This is a genomic window from Haloquadratum walsbyi J07HQW2, assembly GCF_000415985.1.
In the GTDB taxonomy this organism is placed as follows: Archaea; Halobacteriota; Halobacteria; order Halobacteriales; family Haloferacaceae; genus Haloquadratum; species Haloquadratum walsbyi_B.
The window spans coordinates 112,989-139,229 of the sequence record NZ_KE356561.1 but is presented as its reverse complement, the minus strand read 5'-3'; the positions used below and the strand labels follow the sequence as shown (position 1 = coordinate 139,229).

The following is a 26,241-nucleotide window of genomic DNA, read 5'->3' as shown; positions in this document are numbered from 1 at the left end:
AGAACATAGCTGAACGTGTAGTGTACGTGTTCAAACGTTCAACTCTCACTCATCGACAGAGAGAATGATATTTCTCTTCTTTTGAATCAAATTTAAACGTTTATCAACGTTGATTCAACGTTCAAACTTCACTCAACGTCGTGAGAAGTTATCGAAACGGTCGCAGTAATCGCTTTGGAATCCACCGAAGTCCCTGCATGATTCTGTGTTGTCCACTGAATGTTTCCTCACTCGCGCGGTATAGCGTTTGCTGATGCTGTTGTTGTTGTGACTCACGCTCTGTGGATAGCTGTGTCTGCTGTCTGCGTCTGCGTCTGTGTCTCAGAACTCGGGGATTTATTTCTCTCGGCATCTCCCGGCTCACTCGTATCAGCATGCGTCTCCGTCTCGGCAGTTATGATACTGCCCCTGTGAGTCGTTGAGTCTGAGCCGTCAATTTCCCCAATCTCATCAGTTACATTATCCCTTTTTTGACACCCGACTTGTTCTATCATCCCATGTTCAGTCAGACTCTCAAGCGCAATTGTCGCCTCTTTTTCAGAGATTCCAACATCCGCTGCGACCTCAGGTGGTGTTTGTGGACATTCACGAACCGCACGTATGATACGACCCGCTCGTTGTACTCGTTGAATCGCTTCAATCCCACTGTCAGTGTGCTCAAAATATGAGTGAGCCGAATGACCGGGTGGTCCATCACGATATGTCTTATAGCCGTCAGTAGTGAACCAAGTCCCACACACAAGCGCGATCACAGGAAACCATGGTCGGGGTGTCCCAACAATGAGCCATGACCCGCTGATAACGGTGAGAAGTAGTCCAATGCCTATCCCGTCGATACCTGATGGAATATCATACGGCTGAAGAAATGCTTCACTCACTCGCCACGCGACAATGAGAAAAAACGGAACTGCGGCTGAGATGAGTGACCGATCGGTGAACACCCAGGTCCCAGCAGTCAGAATGGCTGCGAAAGCACCTGCTCGAAAGAGTGCTTGGACACGGTCATCAACATCATTCACATCAAGCATATCTGACAAACCGATGGCGAATATAAAAATCTCATGCGCTCTTCAGCCGTCATGAAATGCTATTAGCTTTTGCCCTCATCAATATCCAGATTACCGAAGAGGAGTATCCGCGATGAACACGGACTCTGACACAGGTTATATTGTATGGTGGGTAGTTTCACACCGATGCTACCCCCGGTGGCGTGTCAGTAGCGACTAACCAATGAGTAGTGTCTCCTGTCGCGCTTCCCTGCTCTCAAGACATAGTTGGGTTCTCGGCTCGTGAGTGGGAGTGGGTGTTCAAGACCGCCGAAGTAAGTCTGCAAATCGATCCCGTATTGAGGGTGTGTCACCAAGTTTAAGATAATATGGATCACCACCATCCTCATAGTAGCCGGTGATACTCTGTGTAATTCCGATATAAGTGTCTGCTCTCTTTGTTCATCTGAGTGTGACACTCTGTGAGTCCCGCGACCTTGCTTCGAGTCAAACGAACGCCCACAGATTCTACACTCATATTGATTCACTTGCATGGAATCTTCTGCTCCAAACTTTGACAGACTCGATTGCTCACCCATATTTTCACTCAGGTAAGTATATTGTTAACGTCCCTCACGAAAGTAAGTTTATGTCCAATTGACATGAACACGCTCCAACTCTTAACAGTAATCTGAATCTACAATAGCCTCACAATTAATATGTATAATCTATATACACACGGACACCATTCGGATCTATGATTGTTGTAATCGGTACTTGCCCCGTGTGAAACGTTTAGTGAACGTTTGAACTCACACGGTCTTCACACGGTCTTCACACGGTGAGTGTGACGCATCGTTGTCTTGCACAAGTCCGTGTCTATTACATCTCGTCGGCAGTCCCGATCTCCGTCGCTGCACGGAACTGTTTTCAATCTCTAATCAAAAACCAATGATACTCCGAAGTCAGGAATTAGTCATTTCATTCAATCAGAAGTTCCACTCAACGGGTACTTTCGCATATCACTGACTTCGGAGTTATTCTTTGCCACCCGATGAGCGTGTCTCATATTCACCGGGTAGCACCAGCTCCCGCTCATCGAGAATGGCTGCAATCTCCGGCGCGGTGAGTGATCCGTGCTCTTCAGCTGCATCAAGCAATCGCTGCACGTCACCTCGCCCATACGCTTTCACGCCACCGCACATCTTCAGATAATATCTCGGAGCTGTATCGAGTGCTTTGCTCCGTGCTTGTTCATCGGTTGCTTCACACAGATTCTCCCAGAGTTGCTCACGGTCATCGGTTGATTGAATTCTCATTTGTTTATAACCAGGGGTGAGGGGTGCCCCATGATCTTGGGGCACGGTACGGTTCAATCCGGGACTATTGCACATTCAAACACGCACCCACTGTGCAAAACGAGAGATGTGATTTTCTCTGCGTGTCACCCCCCTCAGTTGCGTCGAGAACACCCTTCTAAGGGGGATTCGTTTGCGTTAATATATTCAGTCACCAGTATTGGAGCGATGACTCCAACATCAATCAGGATGACGTACGGGAGCCATTTGGGAGGGTTGGTCCATCCAGTAATCTAATGAGTCCGCGGGTTGATTAACACATCTGTCCATGAGTTGGATAGCGATTGGTATTCTCCTCGTGTATGTCGGCGGACCCGTGATACTGCCACTGTTCATGACGTGATCAATCTTCTTTGACTGATGCAATTGCATGACCCCCTCCTCCAGACGAGATCACTGTCATCAATTATTTGCGATTAGAAGTGCGAAATTATGCTCCCGTCTTTGAATTCATCAAACTCTATTGGTTGAGTACAAGTCGCAGTTCTTGTACTCACCTGCCGTTATACTCGTGAGAGGTATCACCGATTCCGATCCCCTCTCCTCCAGAGAGAAAGCTATACTCCAGAGGGGTTTGCGTTAACAGTTAATTTAATTTGACATCCGGATAATTGTCTTCGCGAGTCGGGGATTTCGTGCCTGTTCATTCGACCAGTTGCCCCGGCTCACAGACAAGACACCCCTGCTCCCGGCGTGATCACGTACCCCCACTCCCGATGAGATTGTCTCACTAAATCACGATATGATCTTCTTCTCTTTATCCTCCCGATTCCACTTCTGTGTGGGATACTCACGTCGGTGATAACGGCAGTGCCATTTCCTGTTGGAGTGGGCACCGGGGGAGTCCCCTCAATAATCTTACTTGTGTATGGGCTCTTTATCAATGATCCACATATCTAATATCGAGAGGTATTCTCACACTGTCTCTAGGAAGTTCTCTGTGAATCTGTTTGCATTCCTCTTGTCACGACTTGACTTGCACTCACCATTCTTGAGCTGAGATTCTCGCAGACAACGCAACTATTCCCACCGCACACGGGGATCTCCTCAGAGTCACACTTGCCGAGATCGGGATTGAGATTGATCGCACAACAGATTAGGTGCTCTTTGCCTGGCGACTCTGTGCAGCCGAGAGAATCACGAGATACGCAACGATACCAGTTGTCAAGATGAGAACTCCGGCAGTCTCAGACAGTTGGAAATCAACATACTCTATCGGCACTCACGGACCGATACTCACTCCAAAGAGACTGATGGTATGACCGAGTCTGTCGTATGTATCCTGGAAACTGAACTGTTCATCTCCGCACAGGAGTGAGATGTCATACGCTACCAGAAAGTATCCGATCCCGCTATAGAGCGCTGTTATGGCTGCGGTCACAAACCAATCCGAAAGCAGGTATCGGTAAACGAGACCCCCAACGAAGCAACCGACCAGGACACCTATCGGGAGAGACTTCTTCATCGGCTAGTGTATTGTCATTGCGTCTCAATAAGAGAGCGGTCTCCTCACATTCAATTGACGCTGATCAAGACCCCCAGGATTGAGGATAATCTACTGTCCTCGCACAGATAACTCGTCAAATCTGTGTGGGTACAGTGTGGATTCGTTACTCAGAATCTCGCACGCCGCTGGGAGATCGACGTCGGTAAGACCCGCATCGAGGAGGTCAGTATCAGTAAGGTCGGCATTTGTGAGGTCGGTGTCGGTATTAGTTCACAGAGGTAGATCAGCTTATATTCTCTTACTCGTCCACTGCCACCTGTGTATCTACCCTGAGTACCAAACTCTGGAACTCAGAGTTTGACGAGACACTAATATCCTCACGATACTCATAGTCAGCCTATTCAACGACGTACTGACCGTCCAAATTGATCGGTTCCCCATTCGACATCCAGTCTCGCTGCTCTCGCAGCTTAATTTTTCGTCACCAAATTCGCGTCCTTCGTAGATGCGAAACTCGTCATAAAGGGCTTGATGAGCTGATGAAGTCCAATAGTTCGAATCATTTGTTATAAAAATCGCATACCCGTGTCTTCCTTGATCGGCAACAACCTGCTCTACACGGCTGATATCGTTCATATAACCGTAGCTAGCCAGGTCGTTTGCACTTTGGTGTGTCAACTGGAAGGTTTCCTCAAAAGCGGCGTCTTTAATTGTCGTCTTTTCGGGTTTGTATTTCAGCTCAATAGGAATTGTGGCATCTCCTCGTCGTACTCCGATATCGACTGTAACTTCCGGCTTTGGGTTCCATTCTAGTCGAACTCATTCAGTTCCATACATCTGGGCAAGCTCATCTCCGAGAACCAGCTTGAAATGAGCCTCAAAGTGGAAGACTTGTTCAAGCTGACTCAAAGCCCACTCGACGTCAACCATACTTTTGCTATGCTTGTCCACCAGTGATAATTCCAACCCCACGACAGAGCACCTCTCAGGTTCAGTCGCCCCTTCTCAAATGAGTTCTAGGATTCGATTATGTTTTCGTTCGACCCGTTCTTGCTTTGGAATACACCACAATTGTACATGAGAACCGCATCAGACTGCCCTGTTATGTCTGCTTCACATTCATGATCCACCTTTTGCCCCAAGAGGTCATCAGAGCCTTTTGTGCCGAGTTGAGCGTTGTTCAGATTCGAAGGTAATTGTCTGTTAGTGTGTACATTCTGCACGTATCTCTTCCACTATTCCTAAATTCCGATCCACAGCAACTGTCATCCGAATATTGTATGTAGTACTCAGCCAAATTTTTTCGACGGCATGTTCGGGTTTGCCCCAAGGGAATACGGTCAATTACTTCGGTCACATTCATTCCAGATCACAAATCTAGCAATAGCAGCCCATACTCTCCAGTTCTCGAAAATAGAGGGTCAGTAAATATATGTACACACCATCACATATCGACAGATCGCGCAAGAATCCACGTTCTGACCCCCGGGAAACCGGTCCCGTTCATGAGTACCCAACAACTAATCAGGCTCAAACAGTGTCCATTTTTAGATATCATCACGTATCGCCGATATGGTCTTCCAGAGTGTCGATGAGCCTCGCAGATGGGATTATGCTTTTGTGTTATTCTTCGGGGCACTGACAATCGGATGTATCCTACTCATGATTCGTGCTCTTCTGACCGGAAGCAGCTCTATTCAACTCATCCTTCTGGGTGGACTCATGCCCTATATTCTTATACTGACACTTGACGCACATGACAAAGTGGATGATCTCAAACGTGTCTCGCTCATTCCACTCGGCATTGTTGGGGTGGTCACATTCCTGAGCGGGCATGCTATTGATCTACCGATACTTTCCATCAGCTTTTCTCGTCATCATGTCATTCTCTTAGCCGTTGGGAGCTTTCTTGATCTCGCTTTGACGGCTTCTAGTGATAGCAGACGATAGTACCCTCTACTCCCGATGAGATGATTGTCACTGTGGAGTTTGCACAGTCGAGTCGAGTCTCAGAGAGTCAGTTAGTCAGAATCCCACGCTCGGCTTCATCCACTCCTCTGTGAGGCGTGCAGTTAAGTTACATCTGACGCGCTGAGATTGCAGCAGGCGACCGACCTGCTCTGGCGGACGCACTCGGTGACAGTCAGATCGATTCGAATCGATGCGACGGTTGGCGCGAACGGTGATGCCTCGCCGAAGGTCCCAACGCCGGACGGTGACACTGGCGAGGAGATCAACGACACCACCGAGACCGAGACCGAGACCAGTTGGTCTCGTCCGCGTCCGGAAAGAGACCCCTTCGGTAATTACACCGGCTTTGATATTGTGGAGTGGAGTGGACTTGCTGCGAAGTTGAAACAATACTGCCACTTGGTGATTTGGCGAGTCACAAAGAGGGCTGTCAATACGAGTAAAAACGCGGCTACGATAACGCCGGCATCCGTCGCCGATCTTGATTGCAGCTGCTAGCGATGATTACTAATCACGCATACGCGATGTGCGCTCACTGTGTAATTAATCGTCGCCAATGGCAACACGTACAAGCAACACTCATTCATTATTTTCTCAGTTTTAATCTAAAGAATCGTGAGGGATAGGGCACGATCACGCCCACACCCTCACCCTCAGTTGAATTAAGAAATCAGACGCGAATACGGGAATCGGGAGGGTCAGTTATTAACGGATTTACTGGTTTTTACTGAACATGACATTCCGAAGTTCTCGTCGTCAATGGCTGCGATATGTGAGCATTACTGTTGCCAGCGCCGGACTGGCAGGATGTGTCGGCGATTCAATAGAACAATCGGACACAACTGCTGAGGCTCCTCCTCCTACCGTCAGCAAAACTCAACCCGAAACAGGACAATCAGGCACAATTGCAGAAGACTCTGATACGACTCAGGTTCATAGCGACTATGAGACAACTGAAATTAAGATAGAGTCATCCGGTGGAAGACTTCGAGGGACGATCACAGCAGCGATCGCCGATACAAGCGACCTGCGGTATCTTGGACTTAGTGAGACGGAAAGTTTACCTGAGGACCGGGGAATGCTGTTTGTGTTCAATTCAGACAATTCGCGAACCTTCGTTATGCGAGAGATGGATTTCGGGATTGACATTATGTATGTCGACAGTGAGGGGATGATCACCTCAATTCACCACGCCGATGCACCGGGACCAGATGAAGACGGGAGCAACAAACGATTTTCAGGGGAGGGTCAGTACGTCTTAGAGGTTAACAAAAACTGGACGACAGAGCACGATATTGAGGAAGGGAATGTTCTTCTATCGGAAAAAATAGCAGAGCCAACTACCCAATTATAATTGCACCTGCACAACTAACTCTCCGTAGTTCTGTGACTGCAGTATGAACACCATCATGAACACTTGCCACGTCGATCGGGAACATACAGGTTCGATCCTGCAGATCGCGACAGCGTTCTTGTTATATCAAACTGACCGGTTCCCGATGACTTCCCAGACGCGAATCCCGTGTGTACTCGCGTCCGGATTTATACGCCACGGCGACAATCATTAGCACACGCAGTCACTAGTGCAAATGCTACATCTTCGAGAAAAGTTCCGGTGTGTTCATCGGAGGATAAGTTAGCTTGGAGTTGGGGATGGAAGTCCCAACATCAGTTCGTTTTCACACAGTCGTCGCCATCGTAATCTGCCGATGACGGTGACTACCGCCTCTCAGTGTGAGAACAATCTCGCGGATGTAGCACAAATCAAATGTGTCCTATCTCGTTTGATTTGGTCCGTGTCGTGTCCGCCTACGCCAACGGCGATACCAGTTGGCATCAGTGTCATAGTTTGGGCAGATTCAATGACGGACGCCTCCGCCTTTTCTCCCACACGAGGCGTCTGTTATCATCTGCAGAGACGGCAAGTACTTTGTGTTATATCTCTGTCTTCAGAAAATAATCACTCACGAGTATCTCCGCTATACTCACACAACTCACTCTTCGAATGTGTGCACCGCCAGTCGATCTTTCTACAGATTCTCACAGTCAGTTTGTTTCTTATAATATGGAAACCCGTCTTTGCGCTGAATAATACTCAATTCACCCATACTTCTCAGCACACGTTTGATGGTCTCATCACTGGATTCCTCTTCGTAGCCATCTCGTCTCAATCGACTCTGAATATCTGCCACTGTGAACTCTATATCTGATTCATTTAGGACACTACTCCACACCCTCTCAGGGGGCGTCACAGGCGTCGTTGTACTCTGGGGACTGTACACTCGGCGATTGTGGAGGACTACTCATATGTTGTTCTCGCGGGGATAGAGACTGATGATTCTGAGTGAATGATCCTTCATCGAGTTTGTTCTGCCGACGATCCTGATATGAGCGCTCACCACGAATCCTGTCCGGCAGATTCTCGTTTTTCTCCTCAATCTGAGAGCGTTCCGTCAGTTGTGTTTCCAGCCCATGAATTCGATTTTGTTTTCGATCGGTCAATTCTTCCAATTCATCACCTCAAGAGCGTTCATCTAGCTTCTCGGGACAAGAGTACGCTCTCTGCCGAGGGAAATATCAGTATGACATCCCGACATACCCTTGCGTCTTTTCTTACTCACATTATAAGACGGCTCTCCATGGAAGCGACAGGCTTGCTATCCCCTGTCCTCTGGATCCTACCTAGCATAAAAAATGAAAACCGCATATGAGACTATATTGAGAGTGAGACAAGTTCGAACGACAAGGTATGTATAGACACTCCCCAGGATCCTAACCGTCGGATATCGGCGGGTGAAGTCGATACAGCTATCTCAGAATCCACCAGGTACTCATTCAGTTCTGTCTTGTTGACGCTTCGCTTCCAATTGCAACAACAGGGCTAGTCCGAGGGTCTCTATATTCCTCTCAGAAGGATTCAATTCTTAATAATAATAATGATTATCACAGCGATTCGAATGTGAAAATAGTGGCACAGAGACAGAGTATGGATTATTTGAGGTAGATTTTAACGGGCGGCAGAAGCTAAGTTGTTGTAATTTCAGAGGTAAGAGAGGTTGGTATGTCGCAAAACACGACATTGAGAATATCGATCACGTAGAGTTGATGTGTAGCCACTGTGCAGTTGAGTATCTTGCTGGAAAGAGATCGCCAAACGACGGTAAGTGGACTTTGCTACGGTGATTAAGATGTTTGACTAAGTGTTCTACTACTGCATATCATTCCTATACGTGAGCTAATACCGCTCAGCTCTCCCCGTCAGTAAACGTAGAGATTCTCTTCAGCTCGTCTAGGTCTTTGGCCGTATTCTTCTGCAAACCGCTCAGTAACCGCAGTCACGTCCTCAAAGTGCTGCTCAATCTTTTCCTCGGACTCGATATCCTCAATGTTTTGATTATCGATAACGTACAGTTTAGGGCCTCTCGAATCATGTTCACTTAGTCCCACAATCTTCGATCCTTCCGAGAGCTGGATTCGGACATAGGTCGCACCGTCTCTCTTCTTGCTGGTGGTGTTCTCCTATGCTGGTCTGAAACAGATTCAGACGGTTGATACACAGGTGAACACTCAATACTAATTCCCGACAGGAAGGCAGAATGTCGTGAGACGGGTTCTACAACAGTCTGAACATAATCGTAATAACCCCCACCCGCAATCATCCGACTGAGGAATGCCCATGCTCATAGAGAGGTTCGGGTTTCGATTGTCAGGTATGAGGGTTACGATGCAGTATGTGTAAAGATTCCACTGTTCGTCTCTGAGTTGGCAACGCTGGGAGTCGGGTCGTGGTTTTCTTGACCCCGTCTCACGCAGAGAGCAAAGACACACGTGCTTCACCTGATGCCTATTCAGACAACAAAGCATACTATACTCTGCTAATTGTCGAACGACATATTATATTGGATAATACTATGTTTATGTGTGGTTCAAAGCTCTCAGAAACTAAGATATTGATGTAATTCTAGGTTATTCTGCACATCGGTACATTCATACGTGTGTCGGATGCGTAACTATAGTATATGACAGATCTTGAGGAAGCACTGACCGAGTTGTGCGATTGCGAGTACCCAGCCAGCATAGACGACATCGCAAACAGGTGTGAAAATGTGACAATCGAATTTCAGGACGGCTCTGAAACGACACTTGATCAGATGCTTGATCTGCTTGATGACCCACCTGACACGTTTGAGTCGAGTGATGACCTATATCATACCCTGATGTCTCTTGCACCACAGGGGAGCGTTGGAAGAGCAAACTACGACGATCGAGGTTCAACTCATAACGCCAGAGAACAACAGTCATTCTAACTGTCTTTTACCAGCTTCGGAGGAGCTACTGTATGACTCGTCGGTTTCTCTGTTCAGAGGCAGTCCGTAATTCAGCAGTGCTGAGAGAGTGTGAGACCACGAACACCCCTCTCTAACATGTGCCATCCCACATTTCAAGCCGTCATAGGAGAGTTATCACAGTATTTATCTCACAATCTCTCAGTCGGATCAGCCGTGAGACCCTGTATGCGGATTGAATACTACCTATGAGTGAAGAAAAGATGTTTATACTGGTCTGACCAGTCTGTAAGTATGGGCAAATCCATCCTCTATCACGGCTCGATTACCGTTTGTGGCGGTATTCTCGGGTTCAGGGGTCTGAATAGTGTCATTTCGGGGGAAGTGTCCCTCGTTCCAATACTCCTGTCAATTAGCGGAATTGCGATGGTATTCAGTGCAGTATCTGAAGCCGTTCTCTCATCCAATTCGTCTGGTTCAATTCCTGACGACCGAATAGTGTGGTCTACGGTAGTGCTGACTCTCATCGCAGTTATCGCTGGAATGTGGTCTGTGATTGCTTAGTGCCGAGCGATTAGTGGGTTCTCTGTAATGAGTGAGTCCTGTGTAGGTGTGGAAAGTATCGTATGATACCCTAACCCCGTCCCGTACCTTAGCTTCTTACAGTCATGCAGTAAATGTATCTCGCAGTAATGGATTCTGCGTCGATAACAGAGTACGTGGACTCGGCTCAGTCTGATATTGAAGACTCACCGCAGATGGGGGAAGCAACCATGAAGGCGTCCATACTAAACGATTTTATTGAACTCCTTGGGTGGGAGATCCCGAGAAACACCGAGTTGGAGTATTCTGTCAAAGCATTCGCTAGCACATACAAGGTTGATTATGCTCTCGTGCTCGACGGACGACCTGTCGCATTCCTCGAAGCAAAGGGAGTAGATACTCCGCTCACTCCCGACTTCCGAGAGAAATTTGAAGACTACCTGCGGGGGGAGAAGGTAAACTGGGGGATTCTCACGAACGGTCAAGAATACGAATTTTATCAACGCCGTGTCCTCAACTCGAAGGTTAGCGTGGATCTGGTCGAACAGACAACGCTCGACCAACTTCCGAGTAAGAACAAAATCATCGAGGCTTATCAACCAGAGACAATTCGAGATGAGGAGTCCGAGGTCATCATCGAACACATTGATGTTTCGTCGTTCGCTCCTGCAACTCACCAATGCTGGCGTCAGGGTCTGACCCGAGAGGATAGTCTCGCAGCGTAGCGTAATCCGCACCGTGTGTCTTCAAGTACTGTAGATACTCATTATCAGGCGTTTTGTAGTCGGTGCGGTCAGTACGGCAGAGTGAGTACCCGCCACTGTCAATCATCAGCGTATCAACCCCGCTCCACGGTTCTACATCGCTTGTGTACGAGACGAGACGAGTACGTGCGGTTCATCCGATGCGTGAAACAAAGGAGTCGATGGATAACGGTTGAGTGTCGGGTTCTGCTGGGGAGGATTTGAGTAAAGACCTCTCTTCGTCGCTCTCATGTGTCCATATTACACCCGTCAGTTGGTGAGACGTGTTTGCCGATGCACTAGCACTAATTGAGTCTGTATTAGACTAACCCTATTCTCTAGTCGTCTCAAGTTAGAACAAGAGCATATATGAGCAGGATGGCAAATAGACCGATGCTCGCACACACAACGAGGAGACGAGTTGCGAGGGGGCTGAGTTCATCATCAGGAATCGACTGTGGTGTGATTACGCCAGAGACTATTGCCCCACCAAAACACGCAAGACCGACAGCAGAACCACCCGTGAGCAGGAAGACAAGCTCTGAATCTGACTGAAACACCGCAGTCTGTCCCCAGACAAGACTCATCAGAAGGAGCGTCAGTCCGAGCACTGAGTGTCGTCTCATAAGTGATATACTCTCATAATTCCCGAGTCAGATAATTGTAGGTGTGGTGTCCTGTCCTGTCCTGTGTCACATATGTTAGAGGACTTTCTCAAGCAGTCATCCGCTGAGATCCACGATAACAAATCGGGCTCAACACAGCACCGAGAATAATTGTTCCTACAATAGGCATTATACCTGTTGGGTCAGGACTCAGTATGATCGAGGTGCTGAATCCAATCAAGACGGCAATGAAGATGGATATGCCTGCGAGTACAATCTGTGGCATATCGGAGTTAATAATTGTGTCTGTAATAAATTTAGTTCTCACCTGCTCACTGAGAGAGTAAGACGCACCAATCAGCGTTGTGGCTATCTCAAGCCCTGCTCGTGTTCGGGTTATGTTTGCCTCAGACGGCTCATAATTTCAGAACCGACACTCAAAGAAATTGGAGTCTCACACCCGCTCTGCTTCTTGACACGTACGACTGTCTCTGTAGTGGTCACGGAATGTGTCGACTTTTGCCTCACACAAGGGACACGTGCCAGCGAGTTTCTGCCGTAGCATTGATACTCCAGTCTCCAGGTCACGAGACTTAGCTCCCACCACGTTGTCAGCCATATACACAGTCGTCCCTTCTTTGCCCTGGACATGTCCAGGCCCGTCAACAGTCGCTATCATATCGAACGGGATCAAGAGCGGGTATGCTTCTCCCGTATCAACCGTGACCTCGTTGGCACGCGTGAGGTCAAGAGATTGCTCAAGCGAGTTTGCTTCCCCAGTGTGAACTGTAATGTGTAGTTGTGCGATTTCTGAGGCAGACGGTATGTGTGCCACGTGTATCTCAGCGATATGCCCAAATCGGTCGAATAGTTTGTCAATTAGCGATTCAATACCAATTTGTTCGGTTTCTTGTACCATTCCAGCAATAGAAACAAAAGAAAATTAGAATATAAAAACTGTCCCTGATTTGGAATGTACGTAGCAAGAGAGCGGGGCTCGTGGTGGAGTTGGAGAGCAGAGAGAATCTTGAAACTATGACAAGCAGAGTATATACGATTAACTCCTTAGCGTCGACGATAATATGTGTAGCTGAACGAGGATGAGAGTATGAACCGTCGCTCAGGACTCGCCCTCTCGATGCTTGTGATGAGTCTCTGGATGGGGCAGACGGCTCTACCCGAGTCAGGACCTCGGTAGCTTGGGGTGTCGCAAGCATCACGCTGGCGTGTCTGAGCGGTGCAATCCTCGCTGGAGTCTATGAGCCTGAGGCAATCCCTAATGAGGAACTGAGTCCCCTTTCGAGCCGTATCCTCGTCGCTATGCTTCTAATCGGCGTGATAGTATCTCTACTGCTGTTCTTTCTGTAATTGTGGCTCGTTCATCACTCGTAGAAAGTGCCGTTTGGACGTGTCTGTCAGGTCTCTCTTCAGGTGTTTCGTGGCATAGCCGTGTCCTGTTCGAGGGAGAGTAGCTCTTTTTGAATTGTTCCTGACGTGGTCAATAGAGGTCTTTTTTGATTCGTTGTTGATTATCAAGGAGATCTCGTTCCGTCCGCTACGGGAGGTACTCATACGGATTCCCGTCTCGGTAAAGGTAGAAGATGCCTGATTAGGAGAAATCCCGAGAGAACCAAACACGCACACCCAAGCCCCCAACTGAAGTGGGTTTACGCTGACTGACCCAATGGAAACTGCGTTCTCGCCTGTACCCTGAAGCGAGAAGGATAGCCCCGTTACTCCGCCTACGAATCCGAGTATGATTGGTATCAGTCGGTCTGCATCGAACAGTCGTTTCCACCAGTCCATCTCCAAATCCTCCTGAGTATGGCTACTCTATTCCGCTTGTTCGTCGGTCAACAAAAGTAGATACCGCTGTGGATGGACATACATCGCTGATTTAGCACAGAACTCGACTAACGTGTCCTCACCCCTCCAGCACAGTACGAAGCGATAAGGGGTCGTCATAATCCTCAGAGAGTGCCCACCAGCTGATAACGGGTGGGCGTCAAATTCGTCAGAACAGGACTATTTGTTCTCCGAAGTCGAAATGTGAGTTATGTTAGAACAGTCCCCGAACCCAGAAGCTGGTCTGGTCAGTACAGAACTCAAAATCAGAGTTGGCTTCCTTGTGTTGGGAATCATCTCGTGGCTCGGTGTAAAGAGAGTAACTGACAACCGACGCCTCCAGTTTCTTGTGCTCCACGGTGTCGGTAACGTCGTTCCGACGCTGATTATCGAGTGGCGGGACTGACCACGGTACACTACCGAACCCTGCTGAAACTATCCTAATACTGATAGGAAATGTGGGGGTTAGATTAGTTTTGTTCGCTGTGGAGGTGTCTGACTACACACAGTGCTTTGGAATCGCCTCATATGCCAGCAAAATCGTTCTGAACCGATTATCTCTTTCATACACTACTCTGTCGTGTCCTCATAGAGCTTTGGAAGAGCATCACTACACGTCACTAGCCCCATCTGCTCAGTATCATCGGAGTACAATCGCATCCACCACGTTCGCCCATCTGGATCTGAATGCTCAACTTCTCCGACAAAGCCGAACGTGACGGGAACCGCTACAAACCACCTCTGACAGTATTCATAAGGATATATCTGCTCCTCGATAGCTAAAAAGGACTGTCTGGGTAGTTCGTCATCTGCCTCAACAAGGCGTAATTTCTTGATACGACCACTGTTGGAACGGCTGATGTGTGTATGAAGACGACCGCTGACAGAGATTGTACTATTTGGACCGAGGCGGATGGGCACGCTTGGACTTGAACCAAGGGCTTTCCAGCGTCTCTAGCTTTGACGCAAATCAATAACAGAACCCCAAAGGATTCCCCGACCGTCATCGCCGTTGATACTGGCTGTTCTTCCAAGCTGAACTACGTACCCGTACCCGTACCCGTACTGAGATGGTATGAGTATTGATGATATAATTCCCCGTGTTGTGAGAATCTGATGAGTGTCGGTGAATATGAGCTGAGAAAGTATCGCAGAACCGTTCCCAAGTGGAAGTGGTTTGTGACACCGTTAGTCTGAGTCGCCCGTCAGAACGAATGGGTCCCTTGAGACACAGCGTGTGGATAGAGTAAGTTGCGGAAGCACTACGACTGTAGCCATTATTGAAACGAGTCCTGCTGTATATTTGTATGCCATCTAAGAAGCCGTGCCCAGACTATGAGGGGTCATGAGAGCGGATGAAACTGACCTGACCGAAAGTCACGGACAATTATCAATCGTTTCAACGGAGGAGGGCTTTCTTGACCAACTGATGTCAGGAAGCCTGACACCAGTCCCATACCATACATCTGTCCCGAGTGCCAACGCACGGTGCTGTACGCACAAGAGTAAATCGCCCACGCAGTTGTTGGTCGGTCTTCCATCGAACAATCTCTGTTTCACCTGTACTGCTCACTAACTGATTCTGCGAGGTCGTCGGCAAGGGATTTCGCTTGCTCTTCGTCTACTTTTCCCTCATATATCAACTCGAAGACTCCCTCTTGAAGCCGTGATTCAAAATCATTTCGTCTAACGGAGACTTACTCAACAGTCTCGAATGAGCCCTGATCCTCCAAGCTCTCACCCTTGAGGAATCGCTGAAGAACGACTCCAGTTTGTTCATATCGGATCGCCCCGACTCGTTCGAACAAGTGTTTCTCGCTGTCTATTCGGAGAACAACAGCACCGTTGTCTAACGGATCGATTCCATATTCGTTGTAGTTTGGGTTCAAATCAAAATCGATTCGTCCGTGCCCTTTGGAAGGGGTATCATCGTGTGCGTCAGTCACTGTAGTATAGATTGGATAATCGCAGAGTTGGTTCAGGAACGATTCTCGGCGTCGTCTATCGGCACAAGCCTCGAAATTGGAAACGAGTATACTTTCGAGTCCGTATTTCTGGCAAGAAGACCCCGCCCTTCTTTCGTTAACTCATAGGGGTCAGTCGAGGAGGGCAAGGACATAGCGTAGACTGCTTTTACGACGGGTTCTTGTGGCTCACATCCGTATTGAGAGTTATAATCGTAGACCGTGGAATCTGAGTAACGGTTCTCAGCGACGTTTTTACTCTTGACAACGACCTCTGATTCTTGCACTTTATCGAATAAAATATCACCTTTCTGATACACAACTGTCAACAACTCAATCAGAGCCTAAATTGATTATCCGTTACCACACTCGGCTGATGGACGACGTATCAGATACTGACAGTCGCTGTGGCTACTGGAATGGGACGAAGCGAGACAGTTCGGTGCGGTTGTATAGCCCCGTTTTGAGTGACGTGTCCTCAATGACCCCGATTGTGACTACAAAGAATGCTTGACGGGAACGGGACGGAAATGAGAGCTTCTGAAAAGGAAAGCCAGAATCAGAATGAGAATGAGAATGAAGATACTACAGTTGAGTTGACTCGATTCGACTCACATCGACGTTAGTCACTTCAAAGCGTGCCCCGCCTTCGGCACTTTCTGTGATGGATATTTCCCAGTCGTGGGCTTCAACGACCTGTTTGACGATTGAGAGTCCAAATCCAGTGCCCTGTTCGGTCGTCGTATAGCCTGCTTCGAACACATCGTCTCGCTCGTCTTCAGGAATTCCACTTCCATCGTCTGCAAGATAGAATCCATTCGCAAGTTCACCAATCGTAATTGTCACATCTTCATTTTCATCCTGCGTCTGCGTCCGCGTCCGCGTCTGCGTCCGCGTCCGCGTCCGCGTCCGCGTCCGCGTCCGCGTCTGCGTCTGCGTCTGCGTCTGAGTTTGCGTCTGAGTTTGCGTCTGAGTCTGAGTCCGTGCATGCTCGATTGCATTCCGCATCAGATTCTCAAGTAACTGTGCGAGTCGATTTGAATCCGCTTTGACTCTGATACCCTGAGTCGTACTGATATCGAGATGGATTGTTGCATCTGTTGTCTCAACATTCTGCCAGCAGTTCTGAGACAATTCAGCGAGATTGACTGATTCGACACTCCCAATTTGCTCACCTGCACGAGCTAACGTCAGAAGATCTTCGATTAGTTCGTCTATCCGAGTCAACGCCGAGTCAATCTTGTCGATTCTGCCACTCTCACAGTCCTCACGAAGAAGCTCCAAGTTCCCCTCTGCAACAGAGAGTGGATTCCGCAGGTCGTGGCTCACAACGCTTGCAAACTCATCCAGTTGTTTGTTCTGTCGTTGGAGCTCTCGTCTGTCCTCGACGTACTGTGTGATGTCTTGTGCCACTGCCATCACACGTGTAATCTCTGTTTCTGTTTCTGTTTCCGTTTTTGTCTTTGTTGTATTACGGTTGCCATCCACAGGTGTTACCCGAATTCGGTATTGTTTATCTCTGTACTCTTGTTCGAAAGCAGTCGTATTCCCGCTGAACGCCTGCTCAAACTGCTTGCAACTTTTATCCGCAAGCTCATCGGGAAATACTTCGTGTGGTGTGTGACCCTCAATATCCGCAGGCGACAAATCAGCTCGCTTCAAGGCTTCACCACGGGCACGAATATACTCGAAGTTCTCGTTAATGAGGTATACCGCCCCATCAGGAAAGTTATCTCCCAGCGTCTGATACTGCTGTTTCAACTCTGCCAGTTCTTGTTTTTTGCGTTGAATGTCAGTAATATCACAAACTGCCCCTCGAATCTTGGTGATGTCATCGCCATCCTCATCATATACAGCCTCACCAGTGATACATACCCACTTTTGTTCGTCCTCAGCAGTAATCAATCGGACATCAACTTCGTATGCTTCACCCTGTGTGCGACACTTTTCGACCGCTTGCTGGATTGTCGCCTGATCATCAGGATGATAAAACTCCATTGTAGTCTCAATCGATGGCTCGAATTCCCCGGCGGGGTCAAGATCGTGGATTGCGTATGTTCCCTGCGTCCAGGATATCTCGCCAGTTTCGATGTCAGCCTCCCACCCGCCGACAGTAGCCAATTGTTCGGTGTGTCGGAGCAAGTCACGATTCCGCTCAAGGGCTTCTTCACGTTTTCTTCGGTCAGTAATATCTGTGTAGATAGCAAACCCGCCTACCCTGTCGTCGTCGCTATAGACGGCGTTTTGGATGAGGAATTTACGGAGACCATCGGCGGTTTCACGGATAACCTCTCTTGATTCGAGACGACCACCTGCTTGGACATGTTGATTAATCGCTTCGGCTTCATCGATTCGGCCATCAGGGACAATGTGAGTGTCAAGAGAGTCACCAACGATGGTATCACTTGCTACCCCAAACACATTCTCGAAAGCCGAATTCACTTGGGTGACGATTGGCTCATCGTTTTCATATTGCACTTCGACAGTGGGTTGTGAGAGGCGGTCGAAAAGGGTGCGAAGTCGCTGTTGTTCTTGCTGCACTCGTTGTTGTTCTTGCTGCACTCGTTGTTGTTCCTCGTGTAATCGCTGTTCAGCCTGTGATTGTTCGACAGCGTTCGTGATTCGATGAGCTAACAGTTCGTACTGCTCAGTTCCAGCCGATTTCTGGAGATAATCAGTCACTCCAGCAGAGATGGCTTCACTGGCGACTTTTTCCGAGCCTTTGCCAGTAAACAGGATAAACGGAAGCTCAGGGTAATTGTCACGCACGGTCTTGAGAAACTCAATTCCGTTTTGATCAGGCATATCGTAATCAGAAATCACGCAATCAAACGACGAGTCAGCGAGACGACCGAGCCCATCGCTTGCACTTGCGACGGTCTCGGTCTCGAATCGGTCATTTTCCCCCTCAAGAAATGTCGTCGCCATCTCAGCGAACTCTACGTTGTCATCAACGTGGAGGACACGGATTGTCTCTTTCCGTCCCTCTTGCGGAGTCATATCCGATGGTTCATGATGCTATTAAATAATTCCTAGTGTGAATATAATTATAATGAACATTGATTTAAAGCCGTGTATACACAATTCGTATTGTCTCGACTCGGACTGCACTGGTGGGACAAATGTGGTTATGTCTCAACTCTCTCCTAACTGAGACACCTCACAAGACTGTGGTGGTCTCAGAGTGTCTGTATAACAACGAGTTGAGACTGTTGCACTCTGTCAGTAGAATCTCGCTTCTCTGATACAGAAATATTAACAAGTTAATCAGATCCTAAATTCATTAACCCACAACTACCTCCACACGCCAGTCCAACACACCTCACTCTTCGATAGGACGCAACTGAATTAACTGCCACAATTGAGTAAATAAGAGTTATAATGCAATTCTGTGACGAGTGCGGTTCTATGATGAAGAAGATGGATGGCGTGATGGTGTGTTCGAGTTGCGGTTACGAAGCGGAGCAGGAGGGCGATGCTGAGGAGTTTATCAGTACGACTGAACGGACTGGTGACGAGCTAATTGAGATTTCTGAAGATGCGACGAGGGTAAACCCACTGCCAAGGACGTGACCTGCGACAACTGTACGGTGAAGCGTGGTATACAATCAAGCAGACGGGTTCAGCTGACGAACCACCTACTCGATTCTTTAAGCGTACTGAGTGCGGGAATCGGTGGCGAGAATACAATTAACGCTCTGTTTATATATCTCAAACTACACGTTTGAATCTTCAAACTGACACAGGAGCGGATCGTATTCGATACGAATTGCTTACGCTTATATAGTTCTCACTGGGAACTGAGCGTGGCGATTCTGGTCAACCGCGGTTGTCCCACTCGGGTGACCGGGCAACTCGTCGGACACGCCACTGAATATGATAAGTCGCTGCCGACATGTCTTTGAACTCGCATCTCTGAGTTAGAATGTCAGTACATGTCACGATGGCTCCTGAGCGGTGCTCTAACCACCGTTGAGATGCATTCTCGTCTTCCCTCAACAGATCTAATCTATGTGCTAACGGGACGTATTATGTTATTTGCGTCCCGCTCACATCCGGAAACACAAATCTGGCGGTCATGACACGGATCGCACTTGTCGTTCTCGATACACTCAGAAAGGATACGTTCGATGATCATTTCGACTGGCTCCCCGGGCGGTATTACTCCGACGCTGTCTCTACGTCACACTGGACGATTGCAGCACACACGTCCATGTTCACCGGGCGATATCCCGGTGAACTGGGCGTCAATATGAAAAATCCCGATCTTGTTGGATTCGACGCACCCGTCCTCGCAGAGCGATTGCAGAGCGCTGGGTTCCAGACCCGGGCACTCACGGCGAATCATTACCTCGCGTACTCTGAGGGCTGGGACCGGGGATTCGACGAGTTCTACACCCCTTGGCATCTTCAAAACCAGAACGCGTTCAACACGACTGATTTAATTGGTCAAATGATGCAATCCGAGAATGCAGGAATAAAAACCATGCTCCAACGACTATATGTATCCGACAAATCCACATGGCACTCATTAGTCTTATTACTCAAGATGACCGCCCCGGGCGTGACACACGGTGTGTCCGACGACGGCGCAAAAAACGTTCTTAGCTGGGTCAATTCGAACGCATCGTCGCTCACCGAAGACGAGTTTCTTTACCTCAATCTAATGGAGGCACACACTCCACTCAACCCGCCGACCGAGTACAATTCAGCAGACGCATCAGTCGGACTCCCAAAACGTGGTTGTTTCGCTGAGAACGTGCAGAACGCAGATCAGATCCAAACTGCATACGATGACGCCGCACGATATTTGTCGGATATTTACCGCGACATATTCGACCGGCTGAAAGAATCATATGACTACATAGTCACCTGTGCCGATCATGGTCAAGCACTTGGTGAGCGGACGCTGAGAAATCGCTTCAACATCTGGGGTCACTCATATGGGCTTTACCCGGAACTCGTACAGGTACCACTCGTAATATCGGGGTCCGGACTCAATGGGCGAGACAACCGTCCAGTGAGTTTGATTGATATTCCAGCGACGATTGCCGAGCTCTCGGGCGTCGACGATCGAAGCCGTGGCATTCCGTTGATCGAAGACCGCGAACCCGGGGTACAGTCCTCCGACGCCGACTTCGAGTCTAGATCACGTCTGACACAGTACCACGGATTCGATAGTTTTCATAAAAAAAAGTACCTGCGAAACGAAGTCTTGGAAGCCACCATTGATGACGTCGATACAAAACTTGAGGGTATCGCTACCGGCTCCGGGTACGCATGGGAAACGCATGACCAGGGGCTGCTGGTTAATGACTCGCCCGACGCGCCGAAAGAGTCACTCGACACCTTATCGGATTCAGTAACAGAACGAACAGGTGACGATATTGATCGAGAGTTCTCTGACCGTGTACTGGATCAGCTGGAGGAACTCGGCTACGTGTGATTCGAGATGAGTCCAGAGTCCGGAAGTCATCGACTCAACTCGACGTGCTCCGCTGAATTATCAGAAGCTAGGCAGCGAGCATGTCTTCTGAGAGCATCGGTACGATGGGTCAGATGTTATAGACAGACTTTGTCTCTGACCTCTGTCCGATTCACTCACGGGACCGGCCAATAACCTTCTTACTGTCTCATCGTCGCCAGATTCACTCCACACATCAGACCGAACACATGACTTGAGCACCCGAATTATTCCACGTTCCGATACTAATTTTCTCGGTCATTAAGATCAATGCCTGGCATGTGTTCCCCAGTTCTCCTGGGCAGTAAACCCCTTTTAGATGACTCCGTTTGAATTATGATTTGGGGGGATGCCCGCCGGAATTGTCTTCAGGATGATTGTTGCTCTCGCAATAGCAAGTATCATTTGGAGTGACTATTCAAATCTCTCAACCACAAAATGCCAGCCCTCACGTTCCAGGTGCCGTTCATTGCTAATTCTGAGTTCACAATAGGTATTATTTCGCCGCAGGAAGGTCGACTGTGGAGTCGTCTTTGCTCCCACTAAGATCGCCAAACAAGCCATCACTACTAGATGGGTTACACTGACATTTTCAAGCGACTCTGAGATATACGCAGCCTTCGTCTCACCAAGGAAACCGAACTGGGTAGTTGCTGAGATATCCGCCGGGTTGTCCCACAAATGTTCTTGTTACTCCAGTAATTCGAGTGATAATATATTCGATTTCGTTGCAATAAGCGAAAGGGAAGGCTGATTGAGGTTCCCCCGTTCTGAACATCCAGCAGTTGCGGTGGAGACTCCCCTTCAGCTGAAAAAACAGACAGTCATAATACGAGTGCAGCTCTGATGCGTCCAAGCTCAGTGATCGATAACCCACTAATAGAGGATTGTTATGCTTACCCTAGCTTAGTAATATTAAGATCACCACTTCCATTGTATCAAACTCGCTAGGAACTGTCGAGCGGTGAATCTAACTCAGAGTCTGATTGCTCTGGGCTGGGCTTTTGACGGTCTCCGATGTTTCTGTCAGGTGTAAAGTTCGATACCGGCAATGAAATCCGCGTTTGCCAAGTCAAATAGGAACCGAAGACTCAATCTCTTGACGTCGATCAGACCGGCTTCGTGCTAGTCGCAGAACGCTTCTACTTCGGTGAGCAATTTTGTTGCTCTGTTAGCTACACTTACTGATACTCGCCCAGTGTCAATAATCAGTTAAAATCATGCAATTCTCGATGCTTTTGCAAAAATATCGGGTGGGCATATTTGTTTTGTCCTGTGGAAGGTGTAATGACTGACCCTCCAACTGCTTCATCTCGTGATATCCATGTTTCTCTGCAGCGGTAGTGACGAGAGTGGTACGATTATCGTTCACTGGAATCCAGCCACAATCAAATGCCCAGTGATGGAGCTTACATAATGCAATCCCGTTTCGAATATCATCAGTTCCGTCCTCTGATTTCGGATATATATGCGCGGCTTCGACTTCAGGTGCTCCAGTTGGTGACTCACGCTGAATTCCACAGACAGCACAGGTTTCGAGCTTCGCGAATGAGATTCCTGAAAGCGCTATTGCGTGCCTTCTGTCGGGTTTCAGTATACTGTGTCTCTTTGTCAGTCAACTCCGGATCCGACTGAATAGCCTGCTGTATGCTTCCTTTCTGTTGGTCGACTTCCTCTCGTGTTGGGTTCAGACCATCTCCATCGAACAGTGCCGAGTCAACTGACCCGTGTTCGTTCCGGATGGATGATACGCGTTTATTGGCTACCCGGCTAAATCCCTGGACGACCTGACAACCCTCATATCCAACCAGTTCCCAGACTCGCTCGATGCTTGCCACGTCATCCGTGAACTCATCTATCGTGTAAATATGCCGACTGTTTGACTGATTCCAGATTAACTCACCAACAGCTGGCTCCTCAAATGCCCGTTCGATTATTCCGCCAGCAAAAAGCCTCCCTTCATGATAAAACGAGACATGATCACCAGGTGCCATACTATCAATCGCCACTTGCTTTTTTGAACCGTCTGTTTCAGTTGTCGCCCAAATTCGAAGCGTATCTATTCCTGCAAGTTGTGGTGGGACTTCTTGATACTGCGTCAGATCGAGAGGGCTCTCAACACATCTTCGGAATTTGGATCACTAATAACCACTTACTGGAATGAGATATAATCCAGGGCTCGAATAGTCAGATAGTCGATTTGTCTCGTATCTCATCGTGAAAATCAACACTTCTCGCCCGTGCTGTTTCTCACGCTGATATTCGATAACATCAATTTGCCTCTGATTGATCTGCCTCAGAATAAAAGAAGTAAGTGGGTATATCAGTCGATATAGCGTCAATAAGTGCAGAATTTCCTGAGGACTTCTCGCTTTGATTACCCTCAAGACCTTCTCCAATGTATCTAAATTGACCATCTGTCACAGAATCATCATACGGACCATCCTCGTTGGCGAACACCAAGATGTAGCGGTCGTCATTATGATTCCGACGAGGGTTGATACCTGAAATGTGATATCCAAACCCGAGTAGTCGGTTGCTGGATCCGTAGCTATCACTCTTGAGAATAGAAGCTGTCCAGGAGGGCAAATATAACCTCCCAGACTGATCCTGTGTTTTCTGGCTGCAGTCGTGAACAAAGAAACTGTCCAAGATCACATGATGATCCGCTCACAGTTGATATGACTATCTCGATTTGAGTTGGCGCTGTCAGCAATCCAGATGATACATACTATCTGTACAAACACAGTAGATTCTCGCCGATCCTGTGGCTGCCAGTGATCAGCCCGAGTTGAGCTGATTATGTCGAGACCCAGTAAGCAGTCAACAGAATAGCGAATCCGGCTATGAGCGCTGTTGAGATACTGAATCCAGGAGAATCAATCTCTTGGGGTTCAGGCGTCGGTGAAAATGTTCGTGTTGGCGTTGGTTCTGGTGTCGGTGCGGGTGTGGGTGTGGGTGTGGTGTGGTCGTGGTCGTGGTCGTGGTCGTAGTATTGTTCTGTTGAGCGGTCACAGTTCCAACCGAACTGACAACTGAAATACTCGCGATGATCAGGACCGTGAGCACCAGTCTCGCCGTGAGAGCTGAACTCAGTCGTTTCAGTGTCACGTCTGTCCCTCCTCGTCCAGTCCATTATTTATTTTTCCCTGAAAAGCACAACTGAAACAGTCGCCTCAGTACTTCAGTTATACAAATTATTGGGGTTAGTTGCGCAACTGCAACAGATTTCCTTACTCACCAATTTATTATGTAAAAACAGCTGTCAAACCGAGCACAAGCATAATGAACAGAGCGAAAATCAAGAAACCTCCCAAGATTGCGCAAATCGCTTCTAGTAATGTCTTCGCTATATCAGGTGTCTGCTGTGCAGAAGAACCGCTATTGAATGCCTCTGTATCACCTGCATCAGTAGATATTGGATTTTGGATTCTACTGTCATGTTGTGTTGACTGAGTGCTGTTACTGTGTCCGCTGTTAGTGGGATATTCCACGGTGATGGCGGGTTCGGGTTCGGATTCAAGATATGGAGCAACGACTGAGAATAATGAGTTTTCGTTAACGATTTCATAAAGACCGTCACTATCAACAGTTTTGACATTGAGGCTCTCTGCGGTCCTTTGTGCTGGTTGCGAAAAAGAACTACTTGTGACGATTATGACAGTCTCAACATCATCTTCTTGATAAGGGATACTCCCGTACTGCTGAACTTCAGGTGAGGTTATGTTTTCGGAGTCATATCGCTTGACTTGAATTGCTTCTGTGCGCGAAATAACCCCACTTCGAGAAGCGATAATATCGACATCAATATCGATTCCACGGTCATCTGATGCCGACCTGAGTGTTGTGTTCCATCCCTGTGATGACCAGATGTCCGCGACGAATTGTTCAAATTCCATTTGGTCCATCTGCTGAATCTGGTGTGTGAATTCTGAACGAGAGATGTGTGACACAGCTATTCAGTCGTTTTCACGGACAATAATCACCTTTGGGGATGGACGACGAGTAGGCTACTTGCGTCAGACGCCTCCCGCCCAAAATCATGTGAACCCTTCAGGCGAGCGTTAGATTCATGTTGTAGAGCAATGCTTCTCCCAATCTGAACTCGTTTGCCTGATTCGGGCGTAATGTTCAGGTTCTAACATAGTCAATTGAGTTGAGTTGCAGTTACGTCCTCTAAGTTGATTGAATTGAATTGAATTGAATTGAATTGAGCAATGGGGGGAATTGTGCTCATATGAGCCGGAGAGCGTGTGCCAGTCGAGAGAAATTCAACGCGTATCCCCACCCCATCCAAAGACCATCGGAGTGAGTATGCGCTCATCTTCTGGATTCCAGAATCTTGTCTTTAGCTTTGACAGCGTTGGCATTCTCAACTCGTATGGAAGTCCGAGGAATCGACCTTGCAGGGGTTCATTCTGTTCGATATGTCTCTCACTCTGTGTCTGTGAGCAGATTGCAAAGAGTCATTCTGGAGTTCTGAATCTGAGATGAGATGAGATGAGATGAGATGAGATGAGATGAGATGAGATGAGATGAGATGAGATGAGTCGACTGTCCTGGTGCAAGTATTACGAGTGAGTTGAACTCTCGGAGATCGAATTGGATATGATCTCCCGACGGACTGGATCAATGAGACTGGCATTCGGATCATTGAGCTCGACAAATGACGGGTAGGATTAGGATGATCAATCTTCTCTGTTTTTTCTCTAACAATGACTCCCCGTGACGCGACAGAAGATTTGACCCAATCGAGAACATCGGCACCAGGATCGTCATAGGACAAGTGGAGAGATACCTCTCCTTCTTGCCGATTTCAGACTCAGAACTCAGAAGGTTAGAAGCACAGTTATACACCTTCTCATGACATTCTCAGCTACCGTTGCAACGGTAAGAAATCACATTGAGAGATCTGAGTCGGTGCACAATCGATCTTAGCAAACTCGCCAGGGAACATCCGGATCGTCGGTTGGTTCGTAGTTGGGCACCCCGCGGAGCCATGATCTTTGTTTACTCTGATCAAACTATT

24 protein-coding genes, 1 tRNA gene and 1 pseudogene are annotated in these 26,241 nt (G+C 48.1%); 9 read left to right on the top strand and 17 right to left on the bottom strand.

Annotation, left to right across the window (positions count from 1 at the left end; genetic code table 11):
• Positions 1 to 272: 272 nt before the first annotated feature.
• The 3 genes from J07HQW2_RS00765 to J07HQW2_RS16880 all read right to left on the bottom strand — a co-directional run bounded on the left by J07HQW2_RS00765 (position 273) and on the right by J07HQW2_RS16880 (position 3,566).
• Positions 273 to 1,028, bottom strand: a complete 756-nt coding sequence (locus tag J07HQW2_RS00765) for a helix-turn-helix domain-containing protein (protein ID WP_021053244.1) — start codon at positions 1,026 to 1,028, stop codon at positions 273 to 275.
• Between the two features lie 995 nt (positions 1,029 to 2,023).
• A complete protein-coding gene (locus tag J07HQW2_RS00760; RefSeq protein ID WP_048075042.1) occupies positions 2,024 to 2,305 on the bottom strand; it encodes a hypothetical protein in 282 nt (93 codons plus the stop codon).
• 1,135 nt (positions 2,306 to 3,440) lie between these two features.
• On the bottom strand, positions 3,441 to 3,566 hold the full coding sequence (locus tag J07HQW2_RS16880; protein WP_303703841.1) for a hypothetical protein: 126 nt from the start codon (positions 3,564 to 3,566) through the stop codon (positions 3,441 to 3,443).
• A gap of 1,797 nt (positions 3,567 to 5,363) precedes the next feature.
• Between J07HQW2_RS16880 and J07HQW2_RS00745 the strand changes: the two genes are divergently transcribed.
• The 3 genes from J07HQW2_RS00745 (at position 5,364) to J07HQW2_RS00735 (ending at position 7,116) form a co-directional block, all read left to right on the top strand.
• Complete coding sequence (locus tag J07HQW2_RS00745) at positions 5,364 to 5,741, top strand: hypothetical protein (RefSeq protein ID WP_021053240.1); 378 nt, start codon at positions 5,364 to 5,366, stop codon at positions 5,739 to 5,741.
• A 186-nt stretch (positions 5,742 to 5,927) separates the two neighbouring features.
• Complete coding sequence (locus J07HQW2_RS00740; protein ID WP_303703840.1) at positions 5,928 to 6,260, top strand: hypothetical protein; 333 nt, start codon at positions 5,928 to 5,930, stop codon at positions 6,258 to 6,260.
• Positions 6,261 to 6,495: 235 nt separating this feature from the next.
• A complete protein-coding gene (locus tag J07HQW2_RS00735) occupies positions 6,496 to 7,116 on the top strand; it encodes a DUF192 domain-containing protein (RefSeq protein WP_021053239.1) in 621 nt (206 codons plus the stop codon).
• Between the two features lie 884 nt (positions 7,117 to 8,000).
• Here the strand turns inward: J07HQW2_RS00735 and J07HQW2_RS00725 are convergent.
• The gene (locus tag J07HQW2_RS00725; protein ID WP_048075038.1) at positions 8,001 to 8,273 is read right to left on the bottom strand and encodes a hypothetical protein; all 273 of its coding nucleotides are present in this window, start codon (positions 8,271 to 8,273) and stop codon (positions 8,001 to 8,003) included.
• A gap of 747 nt (positions 8,274 to 9,020) precedes the next feature.
• A complete protein-coding gene (locus J07HQW2_RS00720) occupies positions 9,021 to 9,209 on the bottom strand; it encodes a hypothetical protein (protein WP_021053236.1) in 189 nt (62 codons plus the stop codon).
• 572 nt (positions 9,210 to 9,781) lie between these two features.
• Between J07HQW2_RS00720 and J07HQW2_RS00715 the strand changes: the two genes are divergently transcribed.
• The 3 genes from J07HQW2_RS00715 to J07HQW2_RS00705 all read left to right on the top strand — a co-directional run bounded on the left by J07HQW2_RS00715 (position 9,782) and on the right by J07HQW2_RS00705 (position 11,316).
• Positions 9,782 to 10,069, top strand: a complete 288-nt coding sequence (locus J07HQW2_RS00715; protein WP_021053235.1) for a DUF5789 family protein — start codon at positions 9,782 to 9,784, stop codon at positions 10,067 to 10,069.
• Between the two features lie 273 nt (positions 10,070 to 10,342).
• Positions 10,343 to 10,612, top strand: a complete 270-nt coding sequence (locus J07HQW2_RS00710; protein ID WP_021053234.1) for a hypothetical protein — start codon at positions 10,343 to 10,345, stop codon at positions 10,610 to 10,612.
• Between the two features lie 128 nt (positions 10,613 to 10,740).
• Complete coding sequence (locus J07HQW2_RS00705) at positions 10,741 to 11,316, top strand: type I restriction enzyme HsdR N-terminal domain-containing protein (protein ID WP_303703839.1); 576 nt, start codon at positions 10,741 to 10,743, stop codon at positions 11,314 to 11,316.
• A 365-nt stretch (positions 11,317 to 11,681) separates the two neighbouring features.
• Here the strand turns inward: J07HQW2_RS00705 and J07HQW2_RS00700 are convergent, their stop codons facing one another.
• The 3 genes from J07HQW2_RS00700 to J07HQW2_RS00695 form a co-directional block, all read right to left on the bottom strand.
• Complete coding sequence (locus J07HQW2_RS00700; RefSeq protein ID WP_021053231.1) at positions 11,682 to 11,960, bottom strand: hypothetical protein; 279 nt, start codon at positions 11,958 to 11,960, stop codon at positions 11,682 to 11,684.
• An 88-nt stretch (positions 11,961 to 12,048) separates the two neighbouring features.
• A complete protein-coding gene (locus J07HQW2_RS16875; RefSeq protein WP_021053230.1) occupies positions 12,049 to 12,225 on the bottom strand; it encodes a hypothetical protein in 177 nt (58 codons plus the stop codon).
• A gap of 168 nt (positions 12,226 to 12,393) precedes the next feature.
• Complete coding sequence (locus tag J07HQW2_RS00695; protein WP_021053229.1) at positions 12,394 to 12,858, bottom strand: hypothetical protein; 465 nt, start codon at positions 12,856 to 12,858, stop codon at positions 12,394 to 12,396.
• A gap of 1,137 nt (positions 12,859 to 13,995) precedes the next feature.
• Between J07HQW2_RS00695 and J07HQW2_RS00685 the strand changes: the two genes are divergently transcribed.
• Positions 13,996 to 14,190, top strand: a complete 195-nt coding sequence (locus tag J07HQW2_RS00685; protein ID WP_021053227.1) for a DUF7987 family protein — start codon at positions 13,996 to 13,998, stop codon at positions 14,188 to 14,190.
• A gap of 164 nt (positions 14,191 to 14,354) precedes the next feature.
• Here J07HQW2_RS00685 and J07HQW2_RS00680 read toward each other — a convergent pair whose 3' ends face one another.
• The 4 genes from J07HQW2_RS00680 to J07HQW2_RS00665 form a co-directional block, all read right to left on the bottom strand.
• Entirely contained in the window at positions 14,355 to 14,705 is a 351-nt protein-coding gene (locus J07HQW2_RS00680; protein ID WP_021053226.1) for a hypothetical protein, read from the bottom strand.
• Positions 14,699 to 14,834, bottom strand: a tRNA-OTHER gene (locus tag J07HQW2_RS16870). The genes J07HQW2_RS00680 and J07HQW2_RS16870 overlap by 7 nt, the downstream gene beginning before the upstream one ends.
• 647 nt (positions 14,835 to 15,481) lie before the next feature.
• Positions 15,482 to 15,730 (bottom strand): hypothetical protein, encoded by a 249-nt coding sequence (locus tag J07HQW2_RS00675; protein WP_021053225.1) that lies wholly within the window; start codon positions 15,728 to 15,730, stop codon positions 15,482 to 15,484.
• A gap of 603 nt (positions 15,731 to 16,333) precedes the next feature.
• Positions 16,334 to 18,748, bottom strand: a complete 2,415-nt coding sequence (locus J07HQW2_RS00665) for a response regulator (protein WP_021053222.1) — start codon at positions 18,746 to 18,748, stop codon at positions 16,334 to 16,336.
• Positions 18,749 to 19,129: 381 nt separating this feature from the next.
• Between J07HQW2_RS00665 and J07HQW2_RS00660 the strand changes: the two are divergent.
• Positions 19,130 to 19,442, top strand: a pseudogene (locus tag J07HQW2_RS00660) (transcription factor S).
• 384 nt (positions 19,443 to 19,826) lie between these two features.
• Positions 19,827 to 21,194, top strand: a complete 1,368-nt coding sequence (locus J07HQW2_RS00655; protein WP_021053220.1) for a sulfatase-like hydrolase/transferase — start codon at positions 19,827 to 19,829, stop codon at positions 21,192 to 21,194.
• Positions 21,195 to 22,413: 1,219 nt separating this feature from the next.
• On the opposite strand, the gene J07HQW2_RS19710 is transcribed toward J07HQW2_RS00655, so the two are convergent.
• From J07HQW2_RS19710 to J07HQW2_RS00635, 5 genes are all read right to left on the bottom strand, one after another.
• Positions 22,414 to 22,728: an HNH endonuclease gene (locus J07HQW2_RS19710; protein ID WP_394324619.1), complete on the bottom strand. Its 315-nt coding sequence runs from the start codon at positions 22,726 to 22,728 to the stop codon at positions 22,414 to 22,416.
• Complete coding sequence (locus J07HQW2_RS16865; protein WP_021053219.1) at positions 22,718 to 23,206, bottom strand: hypothetical protein; 489 nt, start codon at positions 23,204 to 23,206, stop codon at positions 22,718 to 22,720. The genes J07HQW2_RS19710 and J07HQW2_RS16865 overlap by 11 nt, the downstream gene beginning before the upstream one ends.
• A 277-nt stretch (positions 23,207 to 23,483) precedes the next feature.
• Positions 23,484 to 23,801: an SRA domain-containing endonuclease gene (locus J07HQW2_RS16860; RefSeq protein WP_303703838.1), complete on the bottom strand. Its 318-nt coding sequence runs from the start codon at positions 23,799 to 23,801 to the stop codon at positions 23,484 to 23,486.
• Between the two features lie 211 nt (positions 23,802 to 24,012).
• Complete coding sequence (locus J07HQW2_RS00640) at positions 24,013 to 24,348, bottom strand: hypothetical protein (RefSeq protein WP_021053217.1); 336 nt, start codon at positions 24,346 to 24,348, stop codon at positions 24,013 to 24,015.
• Between the two features lie 112 nt (positions 24,349 to 24,460).
• Positions 24,461 to 25,120, bottom strand: a complete 660-nt coding sequence (locus tag J07HQW2_RS00635) for a restriction endonuclease (RefSeq protein WP_303703837.1) — start codon at positions 25,118 to 25,120, stop codon at positions 24,461 to 24,463.
• Positions 25,121 to 26,241 lie beyond the last annotated feature (1,121 nt).